The organism is Bifidobacterium sp. UTCIF-38 (assembly GCF_006454495.1).
Taxonomy (GTDB): domain Bacteria; phylum Actinomycetota; class Actinomycetes; order Actinomycetales; family Bifidobacteriaceae; genus Bifidobacterium; species Bifidobacterium callitrichos.
Genome location: NZ_JFAL01000002.1, coordinates 1 through 22,997 on the forward strand (window position 1 = coordinate 1; position 22,997 = coordinate 22,997).

Consider the following 22,997-nt stretch of genomic DNA (forward strand, 5'->3'; position numbering starts at 1 on the left):
TAACTGGGATGCTGATGAGGAGATTCGACGTCGCCTCACTCATACCGCTCAAGCAGGATATGTCCGGCTCTGCGCAGTTCAGCACGGATCGACTCCGGCTCCAGGACCGTGATGCGGACGCCACTGTTGGTATATTGCAGAGCCCACCAAATCGTTGACCACGGAGTCGCCTTGACGGTCACCTCATAAACGCTGTCACCGACCTGCGTGGCCTGCGCGTCGGGAAACCAGTCGAACACCGGTTCGAGACCACCTTCGACACGCAACCGCACCGGTATCGCAGGACCCGGAGATGGATAGGGACGTTCATCCATGAAGGCTGTGAGGTCGATCGGAGCCCCGCTCTCGTCGGTGAAGCTGTCGAACGAGCGATCCAGTGTGTGGTCGTTTCCATCAACCATTAGATCACGAATGCGCTCGACGTGCAGATAAGCCAGATTGTCGTAAGGCCGGAGATGGCAGATGAGGTAGTACTTCTCGTTCTTGTACCGTAGATCGTACGGGTCGGCGGCATATTCCCTCGGACGGCCATCCTCCCCGAGTCTGGGCACGAGCTCGCCACTGACATCATACGTGCAGTAGTGGAAGCGGATGCCCCGCTCATGGGCGATGGCGTCATTCAACCGTTCGATATTGTTGAGGAACTCCCGATTGTAGTGCTTTGGAGTCATCAGCGGTCCACGTATGCCGAGCTGGTCGGAACGGCCGGCGAAGGCGTAGATCTTGGCGACCAGATCCTGAATGTACTCCCCGTCCGAACGGGACAACGCCGCACCGTCGGCGAGCAGCCGCATCTGTGCGGTGTCGAACACCGGCTCGATGTACCAGCCGGGACGAGGATCGGGACTTTCCGCATCCTTGAGGTCGCCTCTCTCTATCCGATCAACCTTGCGACCGAATGGCCGCATCTCCCGCAGTGCGTACAGATGTCCCCTGATCGTCTTCACGGTGATGCCGAGCTGATCGGCCAGCCATGCGGCGGTGACTCCGTGCTCGCGATCCGTGTTCTCGTCAAGCAGTTCCAAGATCCCGATGATGATCTCCGACCGGGAACCGCCCTTGTGCACCGAATCTCGTTCCATAAGACACATCCTTTCGGCATGGTCGGCCGAATCACAATTGAAACATGGACGACCGGTAGAAAACTACCCGTTCATTATATGTCCTCTGATACTGACGATGTGGAGACCCACCCATCGAATTGACGGGAAGGGACCTCTCGTCGCGCTGCATCTCGACGGTTGCGACGATGCGAAACACGGGAAAGGCTAAGGAAATACGACAATGAGCAAGAACATCGATCCGGAAACGCATCTTGACAGAACCCTGACATTTGACACCTTCATATCGGCCGACTGCAACCGATTCGCCCGGTCTGCGGCGATTGCCGTGGCCAATGGCTCAGGGCAGCTCTTCAATCCGCTGTACATCTATGGCGGATCCGGTCGGGGCAAGACCCATCTGTTGAACGCGACCGGCAATTATGCAATCACCAAGGATCCGAGTCTGAGGATTCGCTACGTCACCGCCGGGGAGTTCGCCGAGGAATTCTCCAAGGCGAAATCGCAGTGTCGTACAACGGAATTCAACCGTTGCTACCGCGAGCTCGACATGCTGCTTGTCGACGACATCCAGATGTTGAGTGGAGAGGACGACGCCTCGGAGCAGTTCAGGCGTACGTTCTGCACGCTGCTCTGGGCAAATAAAAGCGTCGTCGTTACTGCCGACGTAGCTCCGCAGAGGCTCGACGAATTCGGATCCGAACTTCTCTCACGCTTGGAGGCCGGGCTCGCCGTTGACGTCAAAGCACCCGATAGCGACACTCTCATCAGCATTCTGCGGATGCATGCTTTAAATGGCAGTTGGAGGATCCCGGACGGAATTCTCAGTCTCATCGCCTCCTCCTGTGAGACCCCAACAAGCATGGGCCGATTCATGGAGCAGACACGAACCTCACTGCTCACGATGGACGATGAACTGGGAAGGATGAGCGAATCTCTGGAAGAGATAAGAAGCATGGCGCGAAGCATCGGGAAGAATCCATCGAAATAGCGTGACATGCGTTATCCCGCGATGCATCTTCGTGATGACGGCGTGCATCGTTGTATGTATAAATTGGAGCTCCTTCATCGACATTGTCGGTGAAGGAGCCGGACTCGCTCTCTTCGACTTATGGCAGCATCTGAGGGAGAATCGCAAAAGGTTGTATCGGCCCCTGCCCATTCAGAATTCATGGTCAAAAATCGGTGAAGATAGTGAACAGCAGTTCCCGTTCTTGATGCCGCTGGCCCGCAGTACCGTTCCTCGGCGATCGCCATGGTGCAGCCGTCGAGCAGCTTCCGCCTATGACCATCCAAGGAATCGAAGACACCGGCCTCGATCAGCGTCCAAATCGCCTCTCGTGTTCAGAAAGTCGGAAGGCAGACGATGCAGGAAATCCGGAAAGCCAGCGAACCGTCCGTCCCGACGACGGATATCCATGATGCGCTCAGCCATCGAAAGCGACACCATGGGCACGATGGACAGCCCCATCCTGATCGGCACCCTACCATTGGTGTCCTTCACCGGAGCCGTCCCCGTTCCAAGGACACGTTAATGTTCACCGAAGTAGTGCCATATCCCATGCGGCGAAGCTCCTCAAGCACACGTCCCCTCGATCCGATCCCGTTCGAGAGTCCGTCGATCAAACTCACTAGGGATTCGGCCGGATATGTCATCTTCACCCGTCCGACCTTGACCGCGAACACGGCCTCTGCGACCGCTCATGGCGTGGCATACCGTAGAGAACCAGACGCGAAATCGCTGTCGAAGCGACACCGGTAGCGATGACCATCATGTTGTCGCATGCCTCAGGCACATCGGCGAACAGCAGTCGCATTCCCTCGGCCCTGTACCAATATCTTGTCCCAGCTCACGCGCGTGGGATCCTTCGGTCGGTTCCCGGAGTAACGTAGATCTCATCGCTTAGGATCACTCCAATTTGCTGCCATCGGCAGGCGCTACGGAAGGCGAACAGCCCGTCTACACTACCATGATCGGTCAGTCCGAGAGCCAATCGGCCCAAATCTGCCGCGGTCTTCGCCAGATGTCGACCGTGGCTATGCGGTCGGCCATCGAATAGGTTCTGTGCACATGGATATGTACGAAAACCTGCATTGCCGTCATTCTGTCTCGATTGGGAATCATCTGTGGGTGGATTACATCATCGTCGCGACATTCGCGTGCTGGTAGATATCTATCGCATTCCCGTGCCAAGATGTTCTGATATCGACGTTGAGCCGAATGGCATCAAGGAATCAACAGACGTCGAAGCTCAGGACGCTGCTTCTGCCCTGTTTAATGGATAGGGCATAACGGGGATGCAGGTAGCCGTTGACGGACCGGCATCCCCATTATGTTGGTTTAATCCATCAGAAGGGCTGTGAGTCGTTTGGTGAGTTCGGCACGACGCATGTTGATGAATCCATGGAAATTCCTGATGCTGAGGTCGGTGTCGGGAGGTACGAGGAAAAAGCTTCCGTTGAGTCCATGACCTTTGGCCCAAGTATCAAGCGGTGTAAGTGTCTTGTCGATATTCTCCCTCTTTTCCAACAATTGAAGATTGAGGACACTGTTCCAGTTGCGTGGATCCATAGCGAAATCAATGTCTTCAGGATCGGAAAATACCTCAGATAGCTTTTCTGTAAAGCGGCCTCCCTTTCCTTTTTAGGCAGTGACTCATCTTCCTTAAAGAAGGATGCGGGATGCAGATGATCCTGTTCGTAATGAAGAGCGGGGTCGAGTCGACCATGCAGTAGATGAAGAATATACGTTGCTTCGTGTGTGCCGTACTCGCTTTCCAACAAGCCCTCAATCGCTTCTTGACCCAGCGAATAGTCTTTGCGTGAGTCTTTGAAACGGATGCGGATTTCCTTCAAAGGGAAATGTGTGGGAGTCGAGGATTTACGAATTACATCGCGTAGTCCACTCAGAAGAGCGTCGGTTTGGCCGCCGAATATTCCCTTCAGCAAGCTTATATTCAACCATTTCAAGATATCCTCAACGACCGGTTGTTGTGCGGTTGAGATCTGTCCGAACGTAGTCTTGTCGATATCAGCAAACTGGTTGGTCTGAATGAAGTATTGAACGATTGGAATGACGGCATTTCGCGCACGAAGCGTTCGATCGTCAAATCCTTGTCGCTGCAAAAAAGTGAATGTATTAGATATCGCCAATGAAAGCGTAGTCCAATGTCGGGCAAGAATATCCACCTGCGATTTGCCAAAGTTTTCGACTTTGAATTTAACGTCTTTACCATAGCAGACCAAGAACGTTCTAAGAACCAGGTCCTTGTCAATGTGGAATCCAGTGTTGGTATTGATCTGAGTAACCAACTGTTCGACGTTATCCCTCATGTCTTCCCAGTTGGAGGATGCAATAGCCATAATCAAATCAGACTTTGTCAAAGGCACTCCGCCACTATTGGTTCTGGTGAAAATCTCCAGTACCTTATCCTGATCCTGGTCTTCCTGAACATAGAAACTGACACGTTCATCTTTGAGCAGGCGGTCGCGAAGAAGCTCCATACGATCAAAAGCGACATCGTAATCTGTGAGTTTGTTATCGAGCAGATACCGGCTGACGTACTTCGGATCCTTGGCCCTGAGTATCTGGCCAACGGGATACCACCAATGATTATTCTCTTGATCTGTGATCGCCTTATCTTTGGTCATAAACTTGAATGGGTACCCATAATCGGAATCCGTATCGGGTTGTCCGAGAAGATCGAGATACAGGCGCAGTTTGGGGAAATTTTCGGGAGTGTCCTCCCACCCTCGATACTTACGATGTGCGGCATAGGTTCCGTTCAACCCGATATGAAGACTCGTAAGACGTTGCTGGCCATCGATAACAGCATACAGGGGATTGGTGCCGATTACCGATACAGCTTCATTCTCGGTCTTGTATCGTTCTTTATAATTCGTAATGAATGAATAGAAAGGGTAATCAATTCGAAGGGATTCTCCTTCTTTTCCATCGGATATATGCCATAGCATTAATGTGTTAATGGGATAGTCCTGCATAATACTATCGAAAAGACACTCGATTTGCTCAGTTGTCCATACAAACTTCCTTTGGATTCCCGGTAACACATAATTACCTTGTTTGACTTGGTCGATTGCATATGCAATTGTTATCGGCAATCTATAACTGTTCTTTTCACTAGACATAATGGCGGTTTCCTTGGTGATCGAAGATTGTATTATTATACCTCGGTCGAGAGGTTTATTCGAACCGAAGAGATTGGGGTAACCTATGTGTTAGGAGCACCTCCTTGTGCGGGTTCATCTTTCATAAGCATGCTTTCAGCCATTCTACAATGAGTTTAGGCCAGTTGTTTTGCACCACCGGCTTCTAGGCACATCATTCACCGGCGTTTGCCGGCACCTATACCGTCACTTGAGTGGACGTCTTCATTATCACTCGGGTTCATTACGACCGGTAGAAATCTACCTGCTGACGAAGCGCTCCGTGATACTGGAATCAGACATGATCGCAATCGTTCGTGAACTTCACGTGATTGACGGGATGTCTGCACGAACTGCTGCGGAGACTAACTCTCCGCCTACAGAGAATTGAGGTGCGTTCATGATGTTCTGTCGTCACTGTGGTGCGAATCTGCTTGGCGACGCGATGTTCTGTGTGAAATGCGGAACGAGATCCGCCGTCGCATCCGACGACCTCAGGGAACCGTCGCCGACAGCTATGCCTCATTCGGTCAGGACGCTTTCTTTGGGGCGGATGTCCTCCGCTCAACTGATCAAACTGCTCACATCGCTTGACGAGCAGTTCGCACGGATCGACGCGATAGAGAACGGCATCCGATCCGCCTATGAACTCATGAGGAGAAACAAGACGAAATATGACATCGGGCTGACCTGTCTACTATTGTCCGGACTCATCGGTGCAGGCGCACTGCTCTATGGGATCGTCTGCGAGCCGTGGAACCATCAGGCTCCGGTCTCCGCACTGATCGCATGCGCAGTCGGCATCATCCCGATGCTCGTCGGTCTAAACCAGCTCAGAGTGTTCAAGCACAATGTCGAAAACGTGATTCCCGCGCTGTATCCGGCAATCACCACCGACAAGCGGACCATCGCCAACATCCGCAAGCACATGAGGCCAGCCCTGCTACTGCTGCCCGCATCCTGCCGCAACGGGAAGGCGAACGCCTACATTCTGCAGATGCTCATTTGCGGACGCGCCGACGATTTCAACACCGCTGCCAGCCTGTGGGAGGAGTATGACCATCGCCGACGGCTGGAACAGCTTGAACGGGACAAGGTCCAGGAGACCCGAAAACAGACCATGGTACTCGCCATATCCGCACTCGCCCAAGTCAGTCAGGCGTTCGAAGCGAAACGGCAGACCAGAGCATTGCAGGATCTACGAAACGACCTGAATATCCGACATTGAGGAGGACAATGACATGAATATGACCAATCAGTATTCACCGGAGCGAGACCGGCTCCGCGTACAGGTTCTGAAGATACTCGCTATTCTCGTGGCGATGCTGCTTATCATGGCCTTCGCCGCTGCATTGTACAAGCTCGATCTATCCCGGACATATGACAACGGCGGTATCATGATCACGAGCTCCGCACAATCATCGGCGTATGTCAGTGTCGCCGACCACGGCTCCACTCGGTCTATCCCGAATAACGTACGGTGAGTGTGCGTCTGCATACGTCCCTCGGGGTGATAATCACGTTATCACCCGTTTTCGTATGCTGGGCGAGACTAACCATACGAAAACGGGTGATAGTGTGATTATCACCCCGATCCACGTACGCTGAATGCAACTGAGCGTACGGAATCAGAGATTGGGATGCATATTATCCCGATCTCCGTACGCTACTCATGCAAGAGCGCCTTATCGGATGGCGGAGTCAGAGAATCCGCCCCGTTCACTCACCGCAGCAGTGGTCGAGGCACTCCTTGATACGGGTTTTCAGGCACTCCGGCGCCTCCTCGGGGCGCAGATAGGCGCGCAGCGCGGCGATCATCGCCTGCTCGCGTTCGGAACAGCAGGTCGACGGGTCGAAACAGTCGCCGTCCACAGCCTCATCGCGCGCATCCGTACCGTAGACGTCGTAGGCGTCGGCGTCGTCCGCATCGCTGATGCGCACCTCCGTATGACTGATATGACTGACCACGCCGTCGGCCGATGTGCGGGTGATGGAGATATGACGCACATGCTCCACATGTCGTCCGTTCATCGCATCTCCTTCCTTCGCTTCGAATGCGGGGCTTCGTCGATTCCGTCGATTCCACGGCCCCTCAGGGAGGCATCATCTTCATTATCGCCGGAATCAAGTCCCCGAAGCGGTTTTTCACCGGACTTTGCCTTCGGCGAACCGGATGGCGTCGAGACGGCGGACGCATTACCGGACTTACCGGACCTTGCCTTCGATGAACCCGACGGCAGCTGCGTGCCGTATCCATGCTCGCGCGCGTAGGAGGCGAGCTCACGTTTCAACTGGGTGCGTGCACGGTTGAGTCGGCTCATCACCGTACCGATCTTCACGCCCTGCTCGTCGGCGACCTGCTGGTACGACTTGCCGTCGATCGCCGCGTCGATGAACACCTGCCGGCGTTCCGGCGACAGTTTGGACAGGGCCTGCATGATCTCCTCGGGGGCGAACGCGTCGAGGTACTCGTCCTCGGCGGACTTGAGCCCGTCTGAGGTGTGCTCGGAAGCCTCGTAGATGTCCCAGTCGTCGTATTCGCCGTCCGCGTCGTTGGCGCGCTGCGGCCTGCGCTTGGCCTTCGCGTACTGGTTGAAGTAGGTGTTGCGTTCGATCGTGGTCATCCACGCCTCGAAGTTCGTGCCCTCCTGGAACGAGTCGAACGCCTTGAATCCCTTCTCGAACGTATCCTGCACGAGATCCTGCGCGTCCTCCGGGTTGTTGGTGAGTCTCATCGCCTGCCGATAGAGCGCGTTGAGCGCCGGCATGGCGAGTCGTTCGAACCGCTCGCGCCGTTCGGCGAGAGTCTCGTTCGTCGCGGTCCCGTTCGTCTGTGTGGTCACGTCCGCCCATTGTAATCGGCTCATCGCTCGTATACTGGAAACGGTTTACGGATGTTTGAGAAACCGTCCAGAGGTCTCCCAGAATCGTCGCGCACAGTGGGAGCGACATCGTCGGGTGCCTTCCGGACAGCACCTGCACCAATCGCCCATCACGCCGAAAGGACCTCCCCATGGCTCTGACCCTCGCTTCCGCCGCCGAACTGCTTAACCGGCATCATCTGCTGCGGGAGGTGATCCACGGCGACTCGTGGACGCTCGACACCGACGGCATCGACGGCGCGGACGCGCCGTTCGTCTCCATCACCTACGACACCCGTCAGGTCGGCGAGGGATCGCTGCTGGTATGCAAGGGACGTTTCAGGCCGGAGTTTCTCGACGGCTGCGATGAGAGGGGACTCGCCGCGTACGTGGCCGAAACCGACCTGTCCGAACGCACGAAGGCGCCCGGCCTGATCGTCGACGACGCACGCAAGGCCCTGGCCCTGCTCGCCACCGAGTTCTACGGACGCCCGCAGGACGAGCTCACGCTGATCGGCATCACCGGCACCAAGGGCAAGACCACCACCGCGTACTTCACGCAGGCGATCCTCAACGCGTATTCGGGCGGCCGCTGCGCGCTCTTCTCCTCGGTCGACAACTGCCTCGACGGCCACACCTACGTCGAATCCGACCTGACCACCCCCGAATCGCTCGACGCGGTGCGCATGATGCGCGAGGCGGTCGATGGCGGCATGCGCTACCTCATCATGGAGGTCAGCTCCCAGGCGTACAAGGTGCATCGCGTCTACGGGTTCACGTTCGACGTGGGCGCGTTCCTCAACATCTCCCCCGACCACATCTCCCCGATCGAGCACCCCACGTTCGAGGACTACCTGTACTGCAAGCGTCGGATCACGGCCAACTCCCGTACGCTGATTCTCAACGCCCGCGCGGACCACGCCGATCTGATCCGTCAGGATGCGGCCGCCGCCGGTGTGCCGGTGCGCGACTTCGCTCTGCTGGACGAGCCGGCCACCGAGTCGGCCGCCAATCCCGACGCTTCCGGCGCCGATGCGACCGCCTGGCCCGCCGACGCCTCGCACGACTCCTATCTCATGCGTCTTGACGGACATGATCTGGGCCGATACCGTCTGCATCTGGTCGGCGACTTCAACTACGAGAACGCCCTCGCCGCGGTAAGCATCGCCCACGCCGCCGGCGTGCCCGCGGATGCGATCGAAACGCTGCACGCGATGGAGCCGACACGTGTCTCGGGACGCATGGAGCTCACCCGGGATGAGGACTCCGACACCGATGTGATCGTCGACTACGCGCACAACTACACCTCCGTCAGGGCGCTGCTCGATTTCGTATACGAGCGCTGGGGCGGCAACGGCGAACACCCGTACATCACGCTCGTCGCCGGATCGGCCGGCAACAAGGCGTACGACCGCCGCCGCGAGATCGTCGAGGCGGCGCAGGACCGCATCGCACGGTTCGTGTTCACGGCCGAGGACACCGACACCGAGCCGTATGAGGACATCTGCCGCGACATGCGCTCCTTCGTGACGAACGACCGGGTCGCGACGACCACGATCATCGACCGTGTCGCCGCCATCACCAACGCCCTGGACGAGGCTCGCGCCCACCCGCGCAGGCATGACGTGGTCCTCGTCATCGGCAAGGGACACGAACGCTGGATCAAGGATCTCAACAAGCACGTGCCGTACGAGGGCGACGACCAGGTGGTCGCGCGTCTGCTCGGCGCCTGATCCGCATGATCCATCTGAACCGCCTGATCCCGGGATGCGGGCAACCGTTGATGAACATCGGATGAACACATCCGTGGAGTAGTATCGTGCGGTGACGCACGCGAGACCCGCGCGCCGCACGACACTAGGAGTACACGCCATGCCCACCACGACTTCGCCGCTGAGCCTCGCCTCCGCGGCCAAGCTGTTGGAAGATCACCACCTGCTGCGCGAGATCATCACGCCCGAACGCTGGACGCTCGACGCCACGCATCTGCCGGACGCCGACAGGCCGATCCCCGCGATCACCTACGACACCCGCCAGGTGCGCGAGGGATCGCTGCTGTTCGTCAAGGGCCGGTTCAAGCCGGAGTTCCTCGACGGCATCGACGAGCAGGGACTTGCCGTCTACGTGGCCGAGGAGGATCATTCGGACCGTACGAAGGCCGTCGGTCTGATCGTCGAGAACGTGCACAAGGCGATGAGCCTGCTCTCCGCCGAGTTCTACGGGCGCCCGCAGGACGAGCTCACACTGGTCGGCATCACCGGCACCAAGGGCAAGACCACCACCGACTACCTCACGCACGCGATCCTCAACGCGTATTCGGACGGGCATGCCGCGATGATGAGCTCGATCGCCGTATGCCTCGACGGGCGCACGTTCGCCCCGTCCCAGCTCACCACCCCCGAGCCGCTCGACGCGTTCCGCATGATGCGTCAGGCGGCCGACAACGGCATGCGCTACCTCGTCATGGAGGTCAGCTCCCAGGCATACAAGATCCAGCGAGTCTACGGCCTCACGTTCGACGTAGGCGCCTTCCTCAACATCTCCCCCGACCACATCTCCCCGATCGAGCACCCCACGTTCGAGGACTACTTCCACTGCAAGCGCCAGATCATCGCCAACTCTCGCGCGATGGTGATCGGCGCCGACTCGGCGCATGTCGGCCTGCTCCTCGAGGACGCGGCCGCGCACGACGTGCCGGTGACGACGTTCGCGCTGCATGATCCGTCCGACGGCCATCACACGCCCGCCGACGTCGTCGTCGCCGCCGATCCGAGCCTCAAGACCGGATTCGTCGTCGCATGCGACGGCAAGGCCCTCCCGTACGAGCTGGACATGCTCGGCGAGTTCAACTTCCTCAACGCCGCCGCCGCGATCACCATCGCGATGAAGGCCGGCGTGCCGTTCGGCGACGAGGCCATGGCCGCCGTCGAGACCGTGCACGTGCCGGGCCGCATGGAGCGTTTCATCGCCTCCGACGGCATGCACGTGTACGTCGACTTCGCGCACAACTACCTGTCCACCAAGGCGCTCGTCGACGAGATGATCCGCGTGTACGGCGAGCGCGATCCGCGCATCACGCTGGTGTCCGGCACCACCGGAGGCAAGGCCATCGACCGGCGCGAGGGCATCGTCAAGGGCGCGCTGGGCCGCGCCGAGTCGTTCATCTTCACCCTCGACGATCCGAACTTCGAGGATCCGCGCAAGATCTGCGAGGAGATGGCCTCGTTCGTCCCCGGCGACGGCAGGCAGCGAGTGAACATCATCGTCGACCGCGAGCAGGCCATCGTCACCGCGATCCGCGAGGCGCGCGAATCCACCGACCGCGACGGCCGCTTCAACATCGTGCTGGTCATCGGCAAGGGGCACGAGACCCGCAACATCATCAACGGCAAGGCGGTCTACTGGCCCGGGGACGCGACCATCGTGCGCCGCGAGCTCGGCCTTGCGGCCGCGTGACGCCTTCCGACGCGTTTTCCATCATCACAGTTTTCCATCGTCACACATGGAGTAAGGTGAGCAACCATGACCCGATTTCAACCGATTCTGCTCGGTAGCGACATCAACGTGTACGGCATGGCCCGTGCATTCCATGAGGAGTACGGCATCGTCTCGGACGCCTACGCCTACTTCCAGCTGAGCCCCACGAAGTTCAGCAGGATCGTCAACGTCCACATCGTGCCCGACTTCGACAACTTCGTCACCTTCCGCGACTTCATGCTGAGTCTCGGCAAGCGGATGAAGGCGGAGGACCCCGATCGCGCGCTGCTGCTCATCCCCTGCGGCGACGTGTACGCGAACCTCCTGAGCCAGTGCGGCGACGATCTGCGCAGGTACTTCGTCTACAACACCCTCGACATCAGGCTGTCGCGCAAGCTGGCCTACAAGGCCACCTTCTACCAGCTGTGCGAGCAGTACGGGCTGCCGCATCCCAAGACGAAGACCGTCACCGCCGAGGACGTCAGGCTCGGCGCGTACAAGGATCTGCCCTTCGACTACCCGGTGGCCATGAAGCCGGCGAACTCCGTGGAATGGCTCGGCATCGACTTCGAGGGCCGACGCAAGGCGTACATCTTCGACAATCCGGACGATCTGGACGTGATGATCCGACGTGCCTACGACGCCGGATACAAGTCCGAGATGGTCATCCAGGACTTCATCCCCGGAGACGACTCCCGCATGCGCGTGCTCAACGCCTATGTGGACCATCACCACCGCGTGCGCATGATGTTCCTCGGCCATCCGCTGCTCGAGGACCCCTCCCCCGTGGCGGCCGGCAACTACGCGGCGATCATCCCCGACTTCAACCAGCAGGTGTTCGACCGCATCAAGTCGTTCCTCGAGACCATCGGCTACGAGGGCGTCGCGAACTTCGATATGAAGTACGACGAGCGCGACGGCGAGTACAAGCTGTTCGAGATCAACCTGCGTCAGGGCCGCTCCAGCTACTTCGTCACGCTCAACGGGTTCAACCTTGCCAAATACTTCGTCGACGACCTCGTCGAGGACACGCCGTTCGACGGGAACACGGTGTTCGGCCGCGGCTCGAAGCTGTGGCTGGAGATCCCCCGTTCGATCTTCACCGACTACGTGGCCCCCGGCGAGGACAAGGACCGCGGGCTCGCGATGATGAAGTCCGGCGACTGGGGCACCACGCTCGAGTACGACAAGGACATGAACCCGCTGCGCTGGCTGATGATCCGGCACATGTTCTCGATCTATAAGAAGAGCTACGCGAAGTACTTCAAGCAGAAGGGCGATTTGAAGTGAGAAGACCGTTCTTCGCCGTCCTCGGCGGCATGGGATCGCTGGCCACGGAAAGCTACGTGCGCCTCGTCAACGCCGGCATCCACGCGACCTGCGATCAGGACTACCTCGACTACGTCGTGTTCAACGATGCGGGCGTGCCCGATCGCACCGCGTTCATCACCGGACAGTCGGACGACGACCCGTTCCCGGTGATCGCCGACGACATCGACAAGGCCACGGCCATCGGCGCGAGCTTCATCGTGCTCACCTGCAACACGGCCCACTACTTCTACGATCAGTTCCAGGCCCTCACCCCCGTGCCGATCCTGCACATGCCGCGAGGCGCGGTGGCTCGTCTCGCCTCGCGCTACCCGGCCGACCGCTTCCCTCGCTTGGGATTCCTCGGCACAATGGGATCGCGCGCCTCCGGCGTGTACCGCCAGGCCGCCGAGGAGGCCGGATACGAGTTCATCGAGCCGGACGACGAGCTGCAGGATCGCATCACCTCGCTGATCTACGACGACGTCAAGGGCGATCGCGGGCTCGACCGGGGCCGATACGAGGCGGTGCTCTCCGCCATGCTCGACCCGGCCGGCTCGTGCCGCGCCGACGCGCTCGTGCTCGGATGCACCGAGCTGAGCGTGCTCAACGAGGCGTTCCCGATGCCGCAGCTGCCACTTGTCGACGCGCAGGCGGTGCTGGTGGACGATACCATCGCGCGCGCGAAGAGACTGCGGCTATCCTGATCAGGCGGGGTTGGTGATGCGCTGGCTGATGACGGCGGTGACGCCGTCGGCGCGCATCGTGACGCCGTAGAGGGCGTCGGCGATGGACATCGTGCGCTGCTGGTGCGTGATGACGATGAGCTGAGCGTGCTCGCGCAGCCTGTTCAGCGCGTTGAGCAGACGCGTCAGATTCACGTCATCCAGCGCGGCCTCGACCTCGTCCATCACGTAGAACGGGCTGGGGCGCGCGGTGAAGATCGCGAACAGCAGCGCCAGCGCGGTCAGGGACCGTTCACCTCCGGACAGCAGGCTCAGTCGCTTCACCCGCTTGCCGGCGGGGCTCGCCTCGACGATCACACCGGTCGTCAGCATGTCGTCGGGGTTCTCGAGACGCAGTCTGCCCGTGCCGCCGGGGAACAGGGTGGCGAACATCGACTCGAACGCCTTGGCGGTGTCGTCGAAGGCGGTGCGGAACACGCCGACCATCGTCCTGTCGAGTTCATCGATAAGCCCCATCAGATCGTCGCGGGACCTCGCCACATCATCACGCTGCTCGTTGAGGTACCGGTTGCGTTCCTCGAGCGCGGCGTACTCCTCGACCGCCAGCGGGTTCACCTTGCCCAGGGCCGTCAGATCGCGCTTCGCCTTCTCGAGGCGACGCTCCTGTTCGGCGCGCACGTAGGGCGTGGTTCGGTAACAGGTGTCTGCCGCATCAGCGGCATCACCATCGGTGGCACCGGCATCGTTCGCATCGTCGTCGGTCGTCTCCAACGGAATCGGCGCGCCGGTCTCGTCGAGCACCGGCACCGGCCTGTCGGGGCCGTATTCTGCGATGAGATCCTCGACGCCCATCGCGAGCTCGTCACGGATCCTCGCCTCCAGCTGGTCATGCTCGGAGGCGAGCCGCTCACGCACCACGTCGAGCTCGTGTTCGCGCGCGGCCAGCTCGCCCACCGTTGGCTCGATGGCGTTGCGTTGTTCGCGAAGGGCCCTGAGCTCCTCGTTGCGGCCGGAGGCGGCGGCCTGCAGTCTGTCGCGGCGATCCACGACATCGGCGATGGCCTCGGCCACCAGCGTCTCCGCCCCTCGGGCGTCACGGGCCACGTTCCGGGCCTGTTCGGCCTGCTGCCGGCGTGCCGCGTTCACCGTCTCGACACGGGCGCGGCGTTCGGCCGCCTCCTTCGCATTGGCGTGCAGCAATCCCGCCTGACGGGCCAGCGATTCGGCCTTGCGGCTCGATTCGGTCCACGCGATACGCGCCGCCGTCTCCTGATCGCGCGCCAATGAAAGCGCCGACTCCAACGCGCGCTCACGCTCGGTGAGGCCGTCGACATCGGCATCGCCGTCATCGGCGTGACCGGCGGCCTCGAGCATCCCGTTCAGATCGTCGAGACGCTCGCGATGCGATGCGCGTTCGACGTCGATGCGTTCGATGCGATCCTTCAGGTCGGCGATGCGTCGTTCCAGAGCGGCGACGCGATCGTTCGCCTCCTTGAGCGATGCCTCGGCCTGGCGGGCCCTGAGACGGCGTTCCGTCCGCCGCTGCACCGCCTGATCGACCATGCGCGCGGCCTCATCGCGTACCGCCTGCGCGCTCTTCACCTCCGCATCGAGCTTCGCCAGTTCGACGTTGAGCTCCCTGACCTGCTTCAATGCGCGATTCCGCTTGGCGTTCAGCGTCAGATCGCTCTGTGACAGCGAGGAGCCTCCGGACGCGGCAACGCCGTCGGCGAACACCTCACCCTCGCGGGTGACGGCGTGCATGCCGGGCCGTGAGGAGGCTGTATCGGACACCATCCGCTGTGCGGCCTCGGCATCGTCGGCGATCACATAGTCACCGATCAGCGCACGCACCGCGTCGACGACGCGTGCGGCGAGCGCGGGATCGGACGCGTCCGGATCGGCCTCGATCAGGGAGGCGAGGCTCGTCGCAGCGGTCTTATCGGATGCGGACGCCGGCACGGACGAAGCAGGCGCAGACGAAGCAGGCGCGGCTTCGCCGGACGCGTTGACGACCACGGCCCTGCCGAGACGGTCGACGCGTGCCCGTTCGAGTGCGTGCAGCATGTGCGTTCCATCGGGTACGACCAGCGCACTGGCGTACCGTCCGAGCGCATGCGCCACGGCCTCCTCCCAGCCGTCGGCCACATGGATGAAATCGGTGAGCCTGCCCAGCACGCCGGCCTGAACATCGGATTCGAGCGCGCCTGCGGCGTTGCGGTTCTCCAACGTGTCCTTCAGCGCGTCGGCCTTGGCCTCCAGTGAGATCACCCGTGCGCCGAGCTCCCGGCGCCGGTCGAGCAGTTCGCCCAATGCGTCGCGGCTGTCGGCGAGGCGCGTGTGCGCCGCGTCCAGCGCCTCGGAGCCGTCGTCGCCGTCCGGATCCGACTCGCCCTTGAGACGGGCACGCAGCCCTACCGCCTCGCCATGCTCCTCCACCAGCGCGGCCAATTGGGTTTCGAGGTCCCTGACCCGACCGGCGCCCAGCTGCACGGCGCCCTCCTCGCGAGCGATCATCTCGCGCAGGCCGGCGATGCGCTCGCCCCGCTCCTGCTGGGTACGACGCAGTTCGATCAGGGTCTGCCGGACGGCTGCGAGCCGCTGCTCGTCGGCCGCACGCCCTTCGGTGGCCTTGTCGAGTGCGATCCGCGCGTTGTCGGCCACGGCGGACTGCGCGGCCGCCTGCTCGTCGAGTTCGACGGCGCGATGCTCGAGGATCGTCGGATCCTCCCCCGGATTGTCGATCACCTGACGAAGCAGGGAGTCGCCGCGCTCATCGGCGAGCGCCGACAGCGAGCGCAACCGCTCCTGGATCTGCGTCAGGGAGCGCCATGTGCGATTCAGCCGGTCGAGGGCCGGACTGGACGAGCTGATGGAGGCCTCGGCCTGCTCGATGCTCACCTTGATCCGGGCGAGGCTGCGGCGTGACGCGGTGAGTTCGCCGCGCACGCGGGTGAGCTCGGCGCGCACGTCGTCGCGTTTCGCCGTCGAGGTGACGGCGTCGTCGGCGTACAGGCGGGATTTGGCGTCGCGCAGCGTGATCTGGATGGCGTCGGCGCGGCGGGAGACTCGCGCCTGCCGTCCGAGCGGGCCCATCTGGCGTCGGATCTCGCCCAGAAGGTCGTCGAGACGACTGAGGTTGGTCTCGGTGTTGGCGAGCTTGCGCAACGCGCGTTCCTTGCGTTTGCGATGCTTGAGGATGCCGGCGGCCTCCTCGATGAAGGCGCGGTGTCCTGCTGGGTCGGCCTTGAGGATCGAATCGAGGCGCCCCTGACCGACGATGACGTGCATCTGCTGGCCCAGACCGGTGTCGCTCAGAAGCTCCTGGATGTCGAGCAGGCGGCATGGCGAGCCGTTGATCGCGTATTCGGAGCCGCCGTTGCGGAAGATCGTGCGCGAGATCGTGACCTCGTCGTAGTCGATGTCCAGCGTGTGGTCGGTGTTGTCGATGGTGAGGCTGACCTGTGCGCGTCCCAACGCGGGTCGGGAGGACGTGCCTGCGAAGATCACGTCCTCCATCGAGGCGCCGCGCAGGTTCTTCGCGCCCTGTTCGCCCATGACCCAGGTCAGGGCGTCGACGATGTTCGACTTGCCCGAACCGTTGGGGCCGACCACGGCGGTGATGCCGGGCTCGAAGCGCAGGGTGGTTGCGGATGCGAAGGATTTGAAGCCTTTGAGGGTGAGTTCCTTGAGATACACCTAGTTACTCGTCCTTGTTCGTCGCTTCCTCGTCGGACTGCTCGGCGTCGAAGTCCGTCTCGTCGGTGATGTCCGTGTCGTCGGGGTCGACGACGGGCTGGTGGATGCTCATCGCCTTTTTCATGACGGGGCTCATGTGCTCCTTGAGCATGGTGCGCGCGTCGCCCGCGGTAACGAAGCTGCCGCAGATGAGCACGCCGTGGCCGTAGCCAACGCCGAGATCGTCGGCTTCGTCGACGAGGTTCACGGCGGTCTGGATCGCGTCGGGCAGTTCCGGCTCCTTGATGACGCGGTCGCGGCCGAACACCTCCACGGCGATCTTCTCCAGCTCGTCGGCCGGCATGACGCGGTCACGCCACGAGTTCTCGGTGACGACCACCTGACTCAGGATCGGCTCGAGCACGCCCAGATACTCCTCGACCTGCTTGTCCTCCATCATGGCGACGACGCCGACGAGCTGTTCGAAGTGGTAGTTCTCCTCGATGGCGGCGCGCAGCGATTCGGCGGCGTTCACGTTGTGTCCGCCGTCGACGATGATGGTCGGCGAGGTGCGGATCTGCTCGATGCGTCCGGGGATCTTCACGCCGGAGAGCGCCTCGGCGACGATGTCGCCGTCGAGCGCGCCGGAGACCGGGATCACCGCCTCGCAGGCGGCGAGCGCGGCGAGCGCGTTGTGCGCCTGATGCTCGCCGAACTTGGCGATCGGAACCTCCTCGTACGTGCCGAGCGGGGTGTTGAGGGTGACGACCTGACCGCCGACGGCCGGGGTGCGGGAGACGACCTCCATCTCGTAGCCGTCACGCACCAGCTTGGCGTGGTTGCGTTCGGCGGCGGCCTCGAGGATCGGCATGACGGCTTCGGCGTGGGGCTGCGGGCCGATGACGGCGGTGCAGTCGGGCTTGATGATGCCGGCCTTCTCTGCGGCGATCTGCTCGACGGTGTCGCCGAGCCACTGCATGTGGTCCATGTCGACCGGTCCGATGATCGCCGCGTCGGCGTCGAGCACGTTGGTGGCGTCCCATGCGCCGCCCATGCCGACCTCGACGACGGCCACGTCGACCGGGGCGTCGGCGAACTTCCAGATGGCCATCGAGGTGAGCACCTCGAAGAAGCTCATGCGCGGCTTGCCCTGCTCGCTCATCTGCTTGTCGACCATGGCGACGAGATCCTTGATCTGATCCCAGGCGTCGATGAAGTCGTCGTCGGACAGCTCCTGTCCGTCGATGGCGATGCGTTCGTTGATCTTCTCCAGATGCGGCGAGGTGTAGAGGCCGGTGCGCATGCCGTAGGCGCGGCAGATGGCCTCGGCCATGCGCGCGGTCGAGCCCTTGCCGTTGGTGCCGGTCACGTGGATCACGCGGAACGAGTCCTCCGGGTGGCCCAGCAGGTCCAGCATCAGATTCATGCGGTCCAGATCGAGATTGGTGGTGTTGTGCTCCGGCGGCCGGCTCATGATGTCCAGCTCGACGTCCTCGATCGACTCCCCGTTCCTGTTCGGATGTTCGAATGACATTCCTCTACGCTCCCTGCTGTGCTTCACTGTGCTCAAACCACACAATGATAGCCGATCGGCAGTCCGACCGACATCCCCAACGGAGAAACCCGAACGTCCGTCAATCCGGCGTACAGTGGTCATGGGCGAAGCTCACGATGAGCGCCCATGACATCGATATATGACACCAACGAAGGGATCATCATGGCAACACTGCTTGAACCTCCGGCCATTCCCGTGCGCAGGGCGCATGACGGACTGGAGCTGCCGGCCATCGGCTTCGGCACGTACAAGGTCAACGGATTCGCCGGCGTCGAGGCGATCACGTCGGCGCTGGAGGTCGGCTACCGGCTCATCGACTCCGCGTTCAACTACGAGAACGAGGGCGTGGTCGGCAGGGCGATCCGTGAGTCCGAGGTGCCGCGCGAGGACATCATCGTCACCTCGAAGCTGCCCGGTCGTCATCACCAATACGATCAGGCGCGCGAGACGATCGAGGAGTCGGTGGCTCGCATGGGCCTCGACTACATCGACCTGTATCTGATCCACTGGCCGAACCCGTCGCAGGGGCAGTTCGTCGAGGCGTGGCAGGCGCTCGTCGACGCGCAGAGGCAGGGCATCGTCAGGCACATCGGCGTGAGCAACTTCCTGCCCGGCCACATCGACCTGCTCATCCGCGCCACCGGCGTGACGCCCGCCGTCAACCAGGTCGAACTGCACCCGTTCTTCCAGCAGAGCGAACAGCGCGCCTACGACGAGGCGCACGGCATCATCACCGAGGCGTGGAGCCCGCTGGGACGCGCCAACCAGATGCTCAAGGACCCGACCATCACGCGCATCGCCGACAAGCACGGCGTCTCCCCCGTGGCGGCGATCCTGCGCTGGCACCTGCAGCTGGGCGACGTGGCGATCCCCAAGTCGCTGCACCGCGAGCGCCAGCGCGCGAACCTCGACCTGACCGGCTTCGCGCTCGACGAGCAGGATATGCGCGACATCGCGGCGATGGACAACCCGGAAGGGTACACGTTCGGTCAGAACCCGCACTGGCACGAGGAGGCCTGAGAGGGGGGCGTTTCTCTCCCCCAGTCAGCTTCCAGCTGACAGCCCCCTCGTCAGAGGGGGCCGGGAATCTCCGGTCAGAGGGACGAGAGGTGTTTCAGGAGCGAGCGGCGTCCCACTCGCTCTTCCACGAGTACTGCATGTCGTAGGCGCTCGCCCAGAACATGTACTCGTTCTCGACTCCGGTGACGAAGATGTCGGTGAGCTCCTCAAGGCGGGTCTCGTCGAGGCCCGCCACGCGCCGTTCGATCTGTCCGATCAGCCACGCGGATCCGGACCAGAACTCGTCGGTTTTGTACATGTCGACCCAGCTTGCGTACGGGTTGGTCTCGAGCGTGCCGGCGAACTCGCGGGCGAGGCACTGGCCGTAGTCGGCGTACACCCACGCGCACGGCAGCACGGCGACGAGTATGTCGAGGAGGTCGCCGCCGTAGGCGATCGACAGGATGTTCGACGTATAGGCGCGGGCGAACGCGGACTGGCGCACCGAGTTCATCTCCTCCTCGGTGATCCCGTAGGCCGCCATGTACTTCCTGTGCATCGAGGATTCGACGGCGAAGATGGCGTTCTGCACGTCGGCCATGAACCGCATCACCTCCGGGTCGCGCGTCTTGGTGAGCCCCAGCGCGTGGACCTTCGCGTAGTCGGCCAGATAACGGTAGTCCTGTAGCAGGTAGAAGGCGAACTTCTCGCGCGGCAGCGTTCCCTCGCCGAGCTCGCGCAGGAACGGCTGGAGGTATCCCTCCTCCCAGACGAGGTCGGCGGCCTTACGCAGGCGTGTCGCGAACGGCGGCAGATGGTCGAGGGTGATCGCGCCGAACGACTCGGCGTCGAATGGATCGAATGGCATGGCCATGGAATGCTCCCTTTCGATGGTGCGTGGGTGGGTTGTGGGCGGGCATGAATGGGTGGTGGTACAGCACGACAGCGTACTAGGATGGGAACGGTAACACGAGACCCTTCTATGAGAAAGTATTCACCAGGGAGGAGTAATCCATGGGTGATGTCGTCACCGACAAGGACAAGCAGTACGAGGCCGAGGAGCGCCGGAACGCGCCGGGCCCGGATCAGGCGATGAGCGACCGAGTGAACAACCGTTCGCTGCGTCCGCGCTCCGAGGCGTTCAAGGAGTTCATGCGCTCCGGATGGGCGGATGACGAGCCGGACATCGAGCCGCTGGAATCCTCGAAGTTCACGCCGGCAAGGCTCAAGGCCCTCGGCGCCGCCTTTCCGGGCGAGCGTCTGGTGATCCCCGCCGGAAGCCCCAAGGTGCGCAACAACGACTGCGACTACATGTTCCGTCCGGACACCGCCTTCGCGTACTACACCGGTCTCGGCGTCGACTACGAGGCGGGCGCCGTGCTGGTCCTCAACCCGGTGGACCCGGACTCCCCCGAGGCCAAGGCCGGCCAGACCCATGTGCCGGAGCTGTTCGTCGCCCCCCGCGCCGACAACTCCACCACCGACTTCTTCATGAACCCGCACTACGGCGAGTACTGGGTCGGCCCGCGCGCAGGCCTCAAGGAGATGACCGCGATGACGGGCATCGAGACGCATGACATCGCGCAGCTGGCCGACGCCCTGTCCAAGGACGTGGGTGCGGAGGCCGGCGCCGTGCGCGTGCGCGTGATGCGCGAGACCGACCCGAAGATCACCGCGCTCGTCGAGTCGGTGCGCGAGGCGAACGGTGCGGCCGATCCGGATAGGAACGCCGCCGACGACGACAAGCTGCACGAGTTCACGTCCGAGGCCCGCATGGTCAAGGACGCCTATGAGATCGGCGAGATGCGCAAGGCCGTCGACGCCACCAAGCACGGCTTCGACCGTCTGCTCTCCTCGCTGCCGTCCGCGCTTGACAAGCCGCGTTCCGAACGCATCCTCGAAGGCGCGTTCAACGCGGTCTCCCGCGAGCTCGGCAACGCGGTCGGCTACGATTCGATCGTCGCCTCCGGCCCGCACGCCCCGATCCTGCACTGGATGCGCAACACCGGCGTCGTGAAAACCGGCGACATGCTGCTCGTCGACGCGGGCGTCGAGGTCGACTCCCTGTACACGGCGGACATCACCCGTACCTTCCCCACCAACGGCAAGTTCACCGATCTGCAGAAGCGTCTGTACCAGGCGGTGCTCGACTCCCAGCAGGCCGGCTTCGAGGCCGCCAAACCGGGTGCCACGTATTCGGACATCCACCACGCGTGCATGCGTGTGATCGCCGAGCGTCTGCACGACTGGGGTCTGCTGCCGGTGGACGTGGAGACGTCCCTCTCCCCCGAGGGCCAGCAGCATCGCCGTTGGCTCGCCTGCGGCGTGGCGCATCACCTTGGTCTCGACGTGCACGACTGCGCGCAGGCTCGTTTCGAGTCGTATCAGGGCGCACCGATCCGTCCGGGCATGATCTTCACGATCGAGCCGGGCCTGTACTTCCGTGAGGACGATCTACTGATCCCGCCGGAGTACCGTGGCATCGGCATCCGCATCGAGGACGACGTGCTCATGACCGAGAACGGCCCCGAATGGATCTCCGCCGGCATCCCGAAGCAGATCGAGGACGTCGAGGAGTGGATGCGCGAACGCGCCGCGGCCGGTCAGGAGCGCTGAACCATGCCGACTCCCGAATTCGTGCTCGAACTGCGCAAGAAGATCGGCCATGATCTCCTGTGGCTCAACGGCGTGACCGGCTGCGTGCTCAATGATCGCGGGCAGCTGCTGCTCGGCCGCCGTTCGGACACCGGCGAATGGGCGATGGTCTACGGCATCAACGAGCCGGGTGAGCAGCCCGCCGACACCGTGGTGCGCGAGATCAAGGAGGAGACCGGCGTCGACGCGATTGTCACCGATCTGGTGGCCGTCACCTCCTCCGACAAGGTCATCACCTATGCGAACGGCGATAACACGATGTACATGGACCATTCGTTCCTGTGCGCGCTGAAGCCCGGCGGCAACGCCGACCCGTTCGTCGGCGACGAGGAGAGCCTTTCCGTCGGCTGGTTCGATCTGGACCGGCTGCCCGAGCCTCTCGCGGCCAGCACGGTGGAACGCCTCGCGCTGTTCCGCACGTACATCGAGAACAAGGCCAAGGGCGACTCCCACGCGCTGTTCGTGTTCGACGGAGAACAGCACTAGCGGATCGCAACGCCGACAAACGGCAACAGAGAGAGGCCGTCGCTGAGAATCACTCAGCGACGGC

General features: G+C 61.9%; 17 protein-coding genes and 2 pseudogenes. 11 read left to right on the top strand and 8 right to left on the bottom strand.

Annotation, left to right across the window (positions count from 1 at the left end; all coding sequences use genetic code 11):
* Window positions 1-35: 35 nt before the first annotated feature.
* The gene (locus tag BW11_RS00550; RefSeq protein WP_140444284.1) at window positions 36-1,082 is read right to left on the bottom strand and encodes a YafY family protein; all 1,047 of its coding nucleotides are present in this window, start codon (window positions 1,080-1,082) and stop codon (window positions 36-38) included.
* 202 nt (window positions 1,083-1,284) lie between these two features.
* Here BW11_RS00550 and BW11_RS00555 point away from each other — a divergent pair, with 202 nt between their 5' ends.
* A complete protein-coding gene (locus BW11_RS00555) occupies window positions 1,285-2,052 on the top strand; it encodes a DnaA ATPase domain-containing protein (RefSeq protein ID WP_140444285.1) in 768 nt (255 codons plus the stop codon).
* 291 nt (window positions 2,053-2,343) lie between these two features.
* Here BW11_RS00555 and BW11_RS11995 read toward each other — a convergent pair whose 3' ends face one another.
* Together BW11_RS11995 and BW11_RS00565 are read right to left on the bottom strand one after the other, a co-directional pair.
* On the bottom strand, window positions 2,344-2,565 hold the full coding sequence (locus BW11_RS11995; RefSeq protein ID WP_140444286.1) for a hypothetical protein: 222 nt from the start codon (window positions 2,563-2,565) through the stop codon (window positions 2,344-2,346).
* Between the two features lie 845 nt (window positions 2,566-3,410).
* Entirely contained in the window at window positions 3,411-5,210 is a 1,800-nt protein-coding gene (locus tag BW11_RS00565) for a DUF262 domain-containing protein (protein ID WP_140444287.1), read from the bottom strand.
* A gap of 421 nt (window positions 5,211-5,631) precedes the next feature.
* Here BW11_RS00565 and BW11_RS12000 point away from each other — a divergent pair.
* The 3 genes and pseudogenes from BW11_RS12000 to BW11_RS00575 form a co-directional block, all read left to right on the top strand.
* Window positions 5,632-5,694: pseudogene (locus tag BW11_RS12000) on the top strand (zinc-ribbon domain-containing protein); the annotation flags it as partial.
* Window positions 5,695-5,781: 87 nt separating this feature from the next.
* Window positions 5,782-6,456: a hypothetical protein gene (locus tag BW11_RS00570; RefSeq protein ID WP_140444288.1), complete on the top strand. Its 675-nt coding sequence runs from the start codon at window positions 5,782-5,784 to the stop codon at window positions 6,454-6,456.
* Between the two features lie 13 nt (window positions 6,457-6,469).
* Window positions 6,470-6,712, top strand: a complete 243-nt coding sequence (locus tag BW11_RS00575) for a hypothetical protein (RefSeq protein WP_140444289.1) — start codon at window positions 6,470-6,472, stop codon at window positions 6,710-6,712.
* A gap of 235 nt (window positions 6,713-6,947) precedes the next feature.
* Here the strand turns inward: BW11_RS00575 and BW11_RS00580 are convergent, their stop codons facing one another.
* Together BW11_RS00580 and BW11_RS00585 are read right to left on the bottom strand one after the other, a co-directional pair.
* Entirely contained in the window at window positions 6,948-7,259 is a 312-nt protein-coding gene (locus BW11_RS00580; protein ID WP_140444290.1) for a hypothetical protein, read from the bottom strand.
* Window positions 7,256-7,996, bottom strand: a complete 741-nt coding sequence (locus tag BW11_RS00585) for a sigma-70 family RNA polymerase sigma factor (RefSeq protein ID WP_081887240.1) — start codon at window positions 7,994-7,996, stop codon at window positions 7,256-7,258. The genes BW11_RS00580 and BW11_RS00585 overlap by 4 nt, the downstream gene beginning before the upstream one ends.
* A gap of 245 nt (window positions 7,997-8,241) precedes the next feature.
* Here BW11_RS00585 and BW11_RS00590 point away from each other — a divergent pair, with 245 nt between their 5' ends.
* The 4 genes from BW11_RS00590 to BW11_RS00605 all read left to right on the top strand — a co-directional run bounded on the left by BW11_RS00590 (window position 8,242) and on the right by BW11_RS00605 (window position 13,581).
* Complete coding sequence (locus BW11_RS00590; protein WP_140444292.1) at window positions 8,242-9,822, top strand: UDP-N-acetylmuramoyl-L-alanyl-D-glutamate--2,6-diaminopimelate ligase; 1,581 nt, start codon at window positions 8,242-8,244, stop codon at window positions 9,820-9,822.
* A gap of 139 nt (window positions 9,823-9,961) precedes the next feature.
* Window positions 9,962-11,545, top strand: coding sequence for a Mur ligase family protein (locus BW11_RS00595; RefSeq protein WP_140444293.1), 1,584 nt, complete (start codon window positions 9,962-9,964; stop codon window positions 11,543-11,545).
* A gap of 66 nt (window positions 11,546-11,611) precedes the next feature.
* Window positions 11,612-12,856, top strand: a complete 1,245-nt coding sequence (locus tag BW11_RS00600; RefSeq protein WP_140444294.1) for a carboxylate--amine ligase — start codon at window positions 11,612-11,614, stop codon at window positions 12,854-12,856.
* Window positions 12,853-13,581 (top strand): aspartate/glutamate racemase family protein, encoded by a 729-nt coding sequence (locus tag BW11_RS00605; protein ID WP_140444295.1) that lies wholly within the window; start codon window positions 12,853-12,855, stop codon window positions 13,579-13,581. The genes BW11_RS00600 and BW11_RS00605 overlap by 4 nt, the downstream gene beginning before the upstream one ends.
* Here the strand turns inward: BW11_RS00605 and smc are convergent, their stop codons facing one another.
* A complete protein-coding gene (gene smc, locus BW11_RS00610) occupies window positions 13,582-17,259 on the bottom strand; it encodes a chromosome segregation protein SMC (RefSeq protein ID WP_140444296.1) in 3,678 nt (1,225 codons plus the stop codon).
* Window positions 17,260-17,266: 7 nt separating this feature from the next.
* Window positions 17,267-18,772 (bottom strand): annotated as a pseudogene (locus tag BW11_RS00615) (bifunctional folylpolyglutamate synthase/dihydrofolate synthase); the annotation flags it as partial.
* Between the two features lie 192 nt (window positions 18,773-18,964).
* Here BW11_RS00615 and BW11_RS00620 point away from each other — a divergent pair.
* Window positions 18,965-19,813, top strand: coding sequence for an aldo/keto reductase (locus tag BW11_RS00620; RefSeq protein ID WP_140444366.1), 849 nt, complete (start codon window positions 18,965-18,967; stop codon window positions 19,811-19,813).
* Between the two features lie 94 nt (window positions 19,814-19,907).
* Here BW11_RS00620 and tenA read toward each other — a convergent pair whose 3' ends face one another.
* Window positions 19,908-20,660 (bottom strand): thiaminase II, encoded by a 753-nt coding sequence (tenA, locus tag BW11_RS00625; protein WP_140444367.1) that lies wholly within the window; start codon window positions 20,658-20,660, stop codon window positions 19,908-19,910.
* Between the two features lie 146 nt (window positions 20,661-20,806).
* Here tenA and BW11_RS00630 point away from each other — a divergent pair, with 146 nt between their 5' ends.
* Window positions 20,807-22,408, top strand: a complete 1,602-nt coding sequence (locus BW11_RS00630) for an aminopeptidase P family protein (protein WP_140444298.1) — start codon at window positions 20,807-20,809, stop codon at window positions 22,406-22,408.
* Between the two features lie 3 nt (window positions 22,409-22,411).
* A complete protein-coding gene (locus BW11_RS00635) occupies window positions 22,412-22,933 on the top strand; it encodes an NUDIX domain-containing protein (protein ID WP_043167013.1) in 522 nt (173 codons plus the stop codon).
* Window positions 22,934-22,997 lie beyond the last annotated feature (64 nt).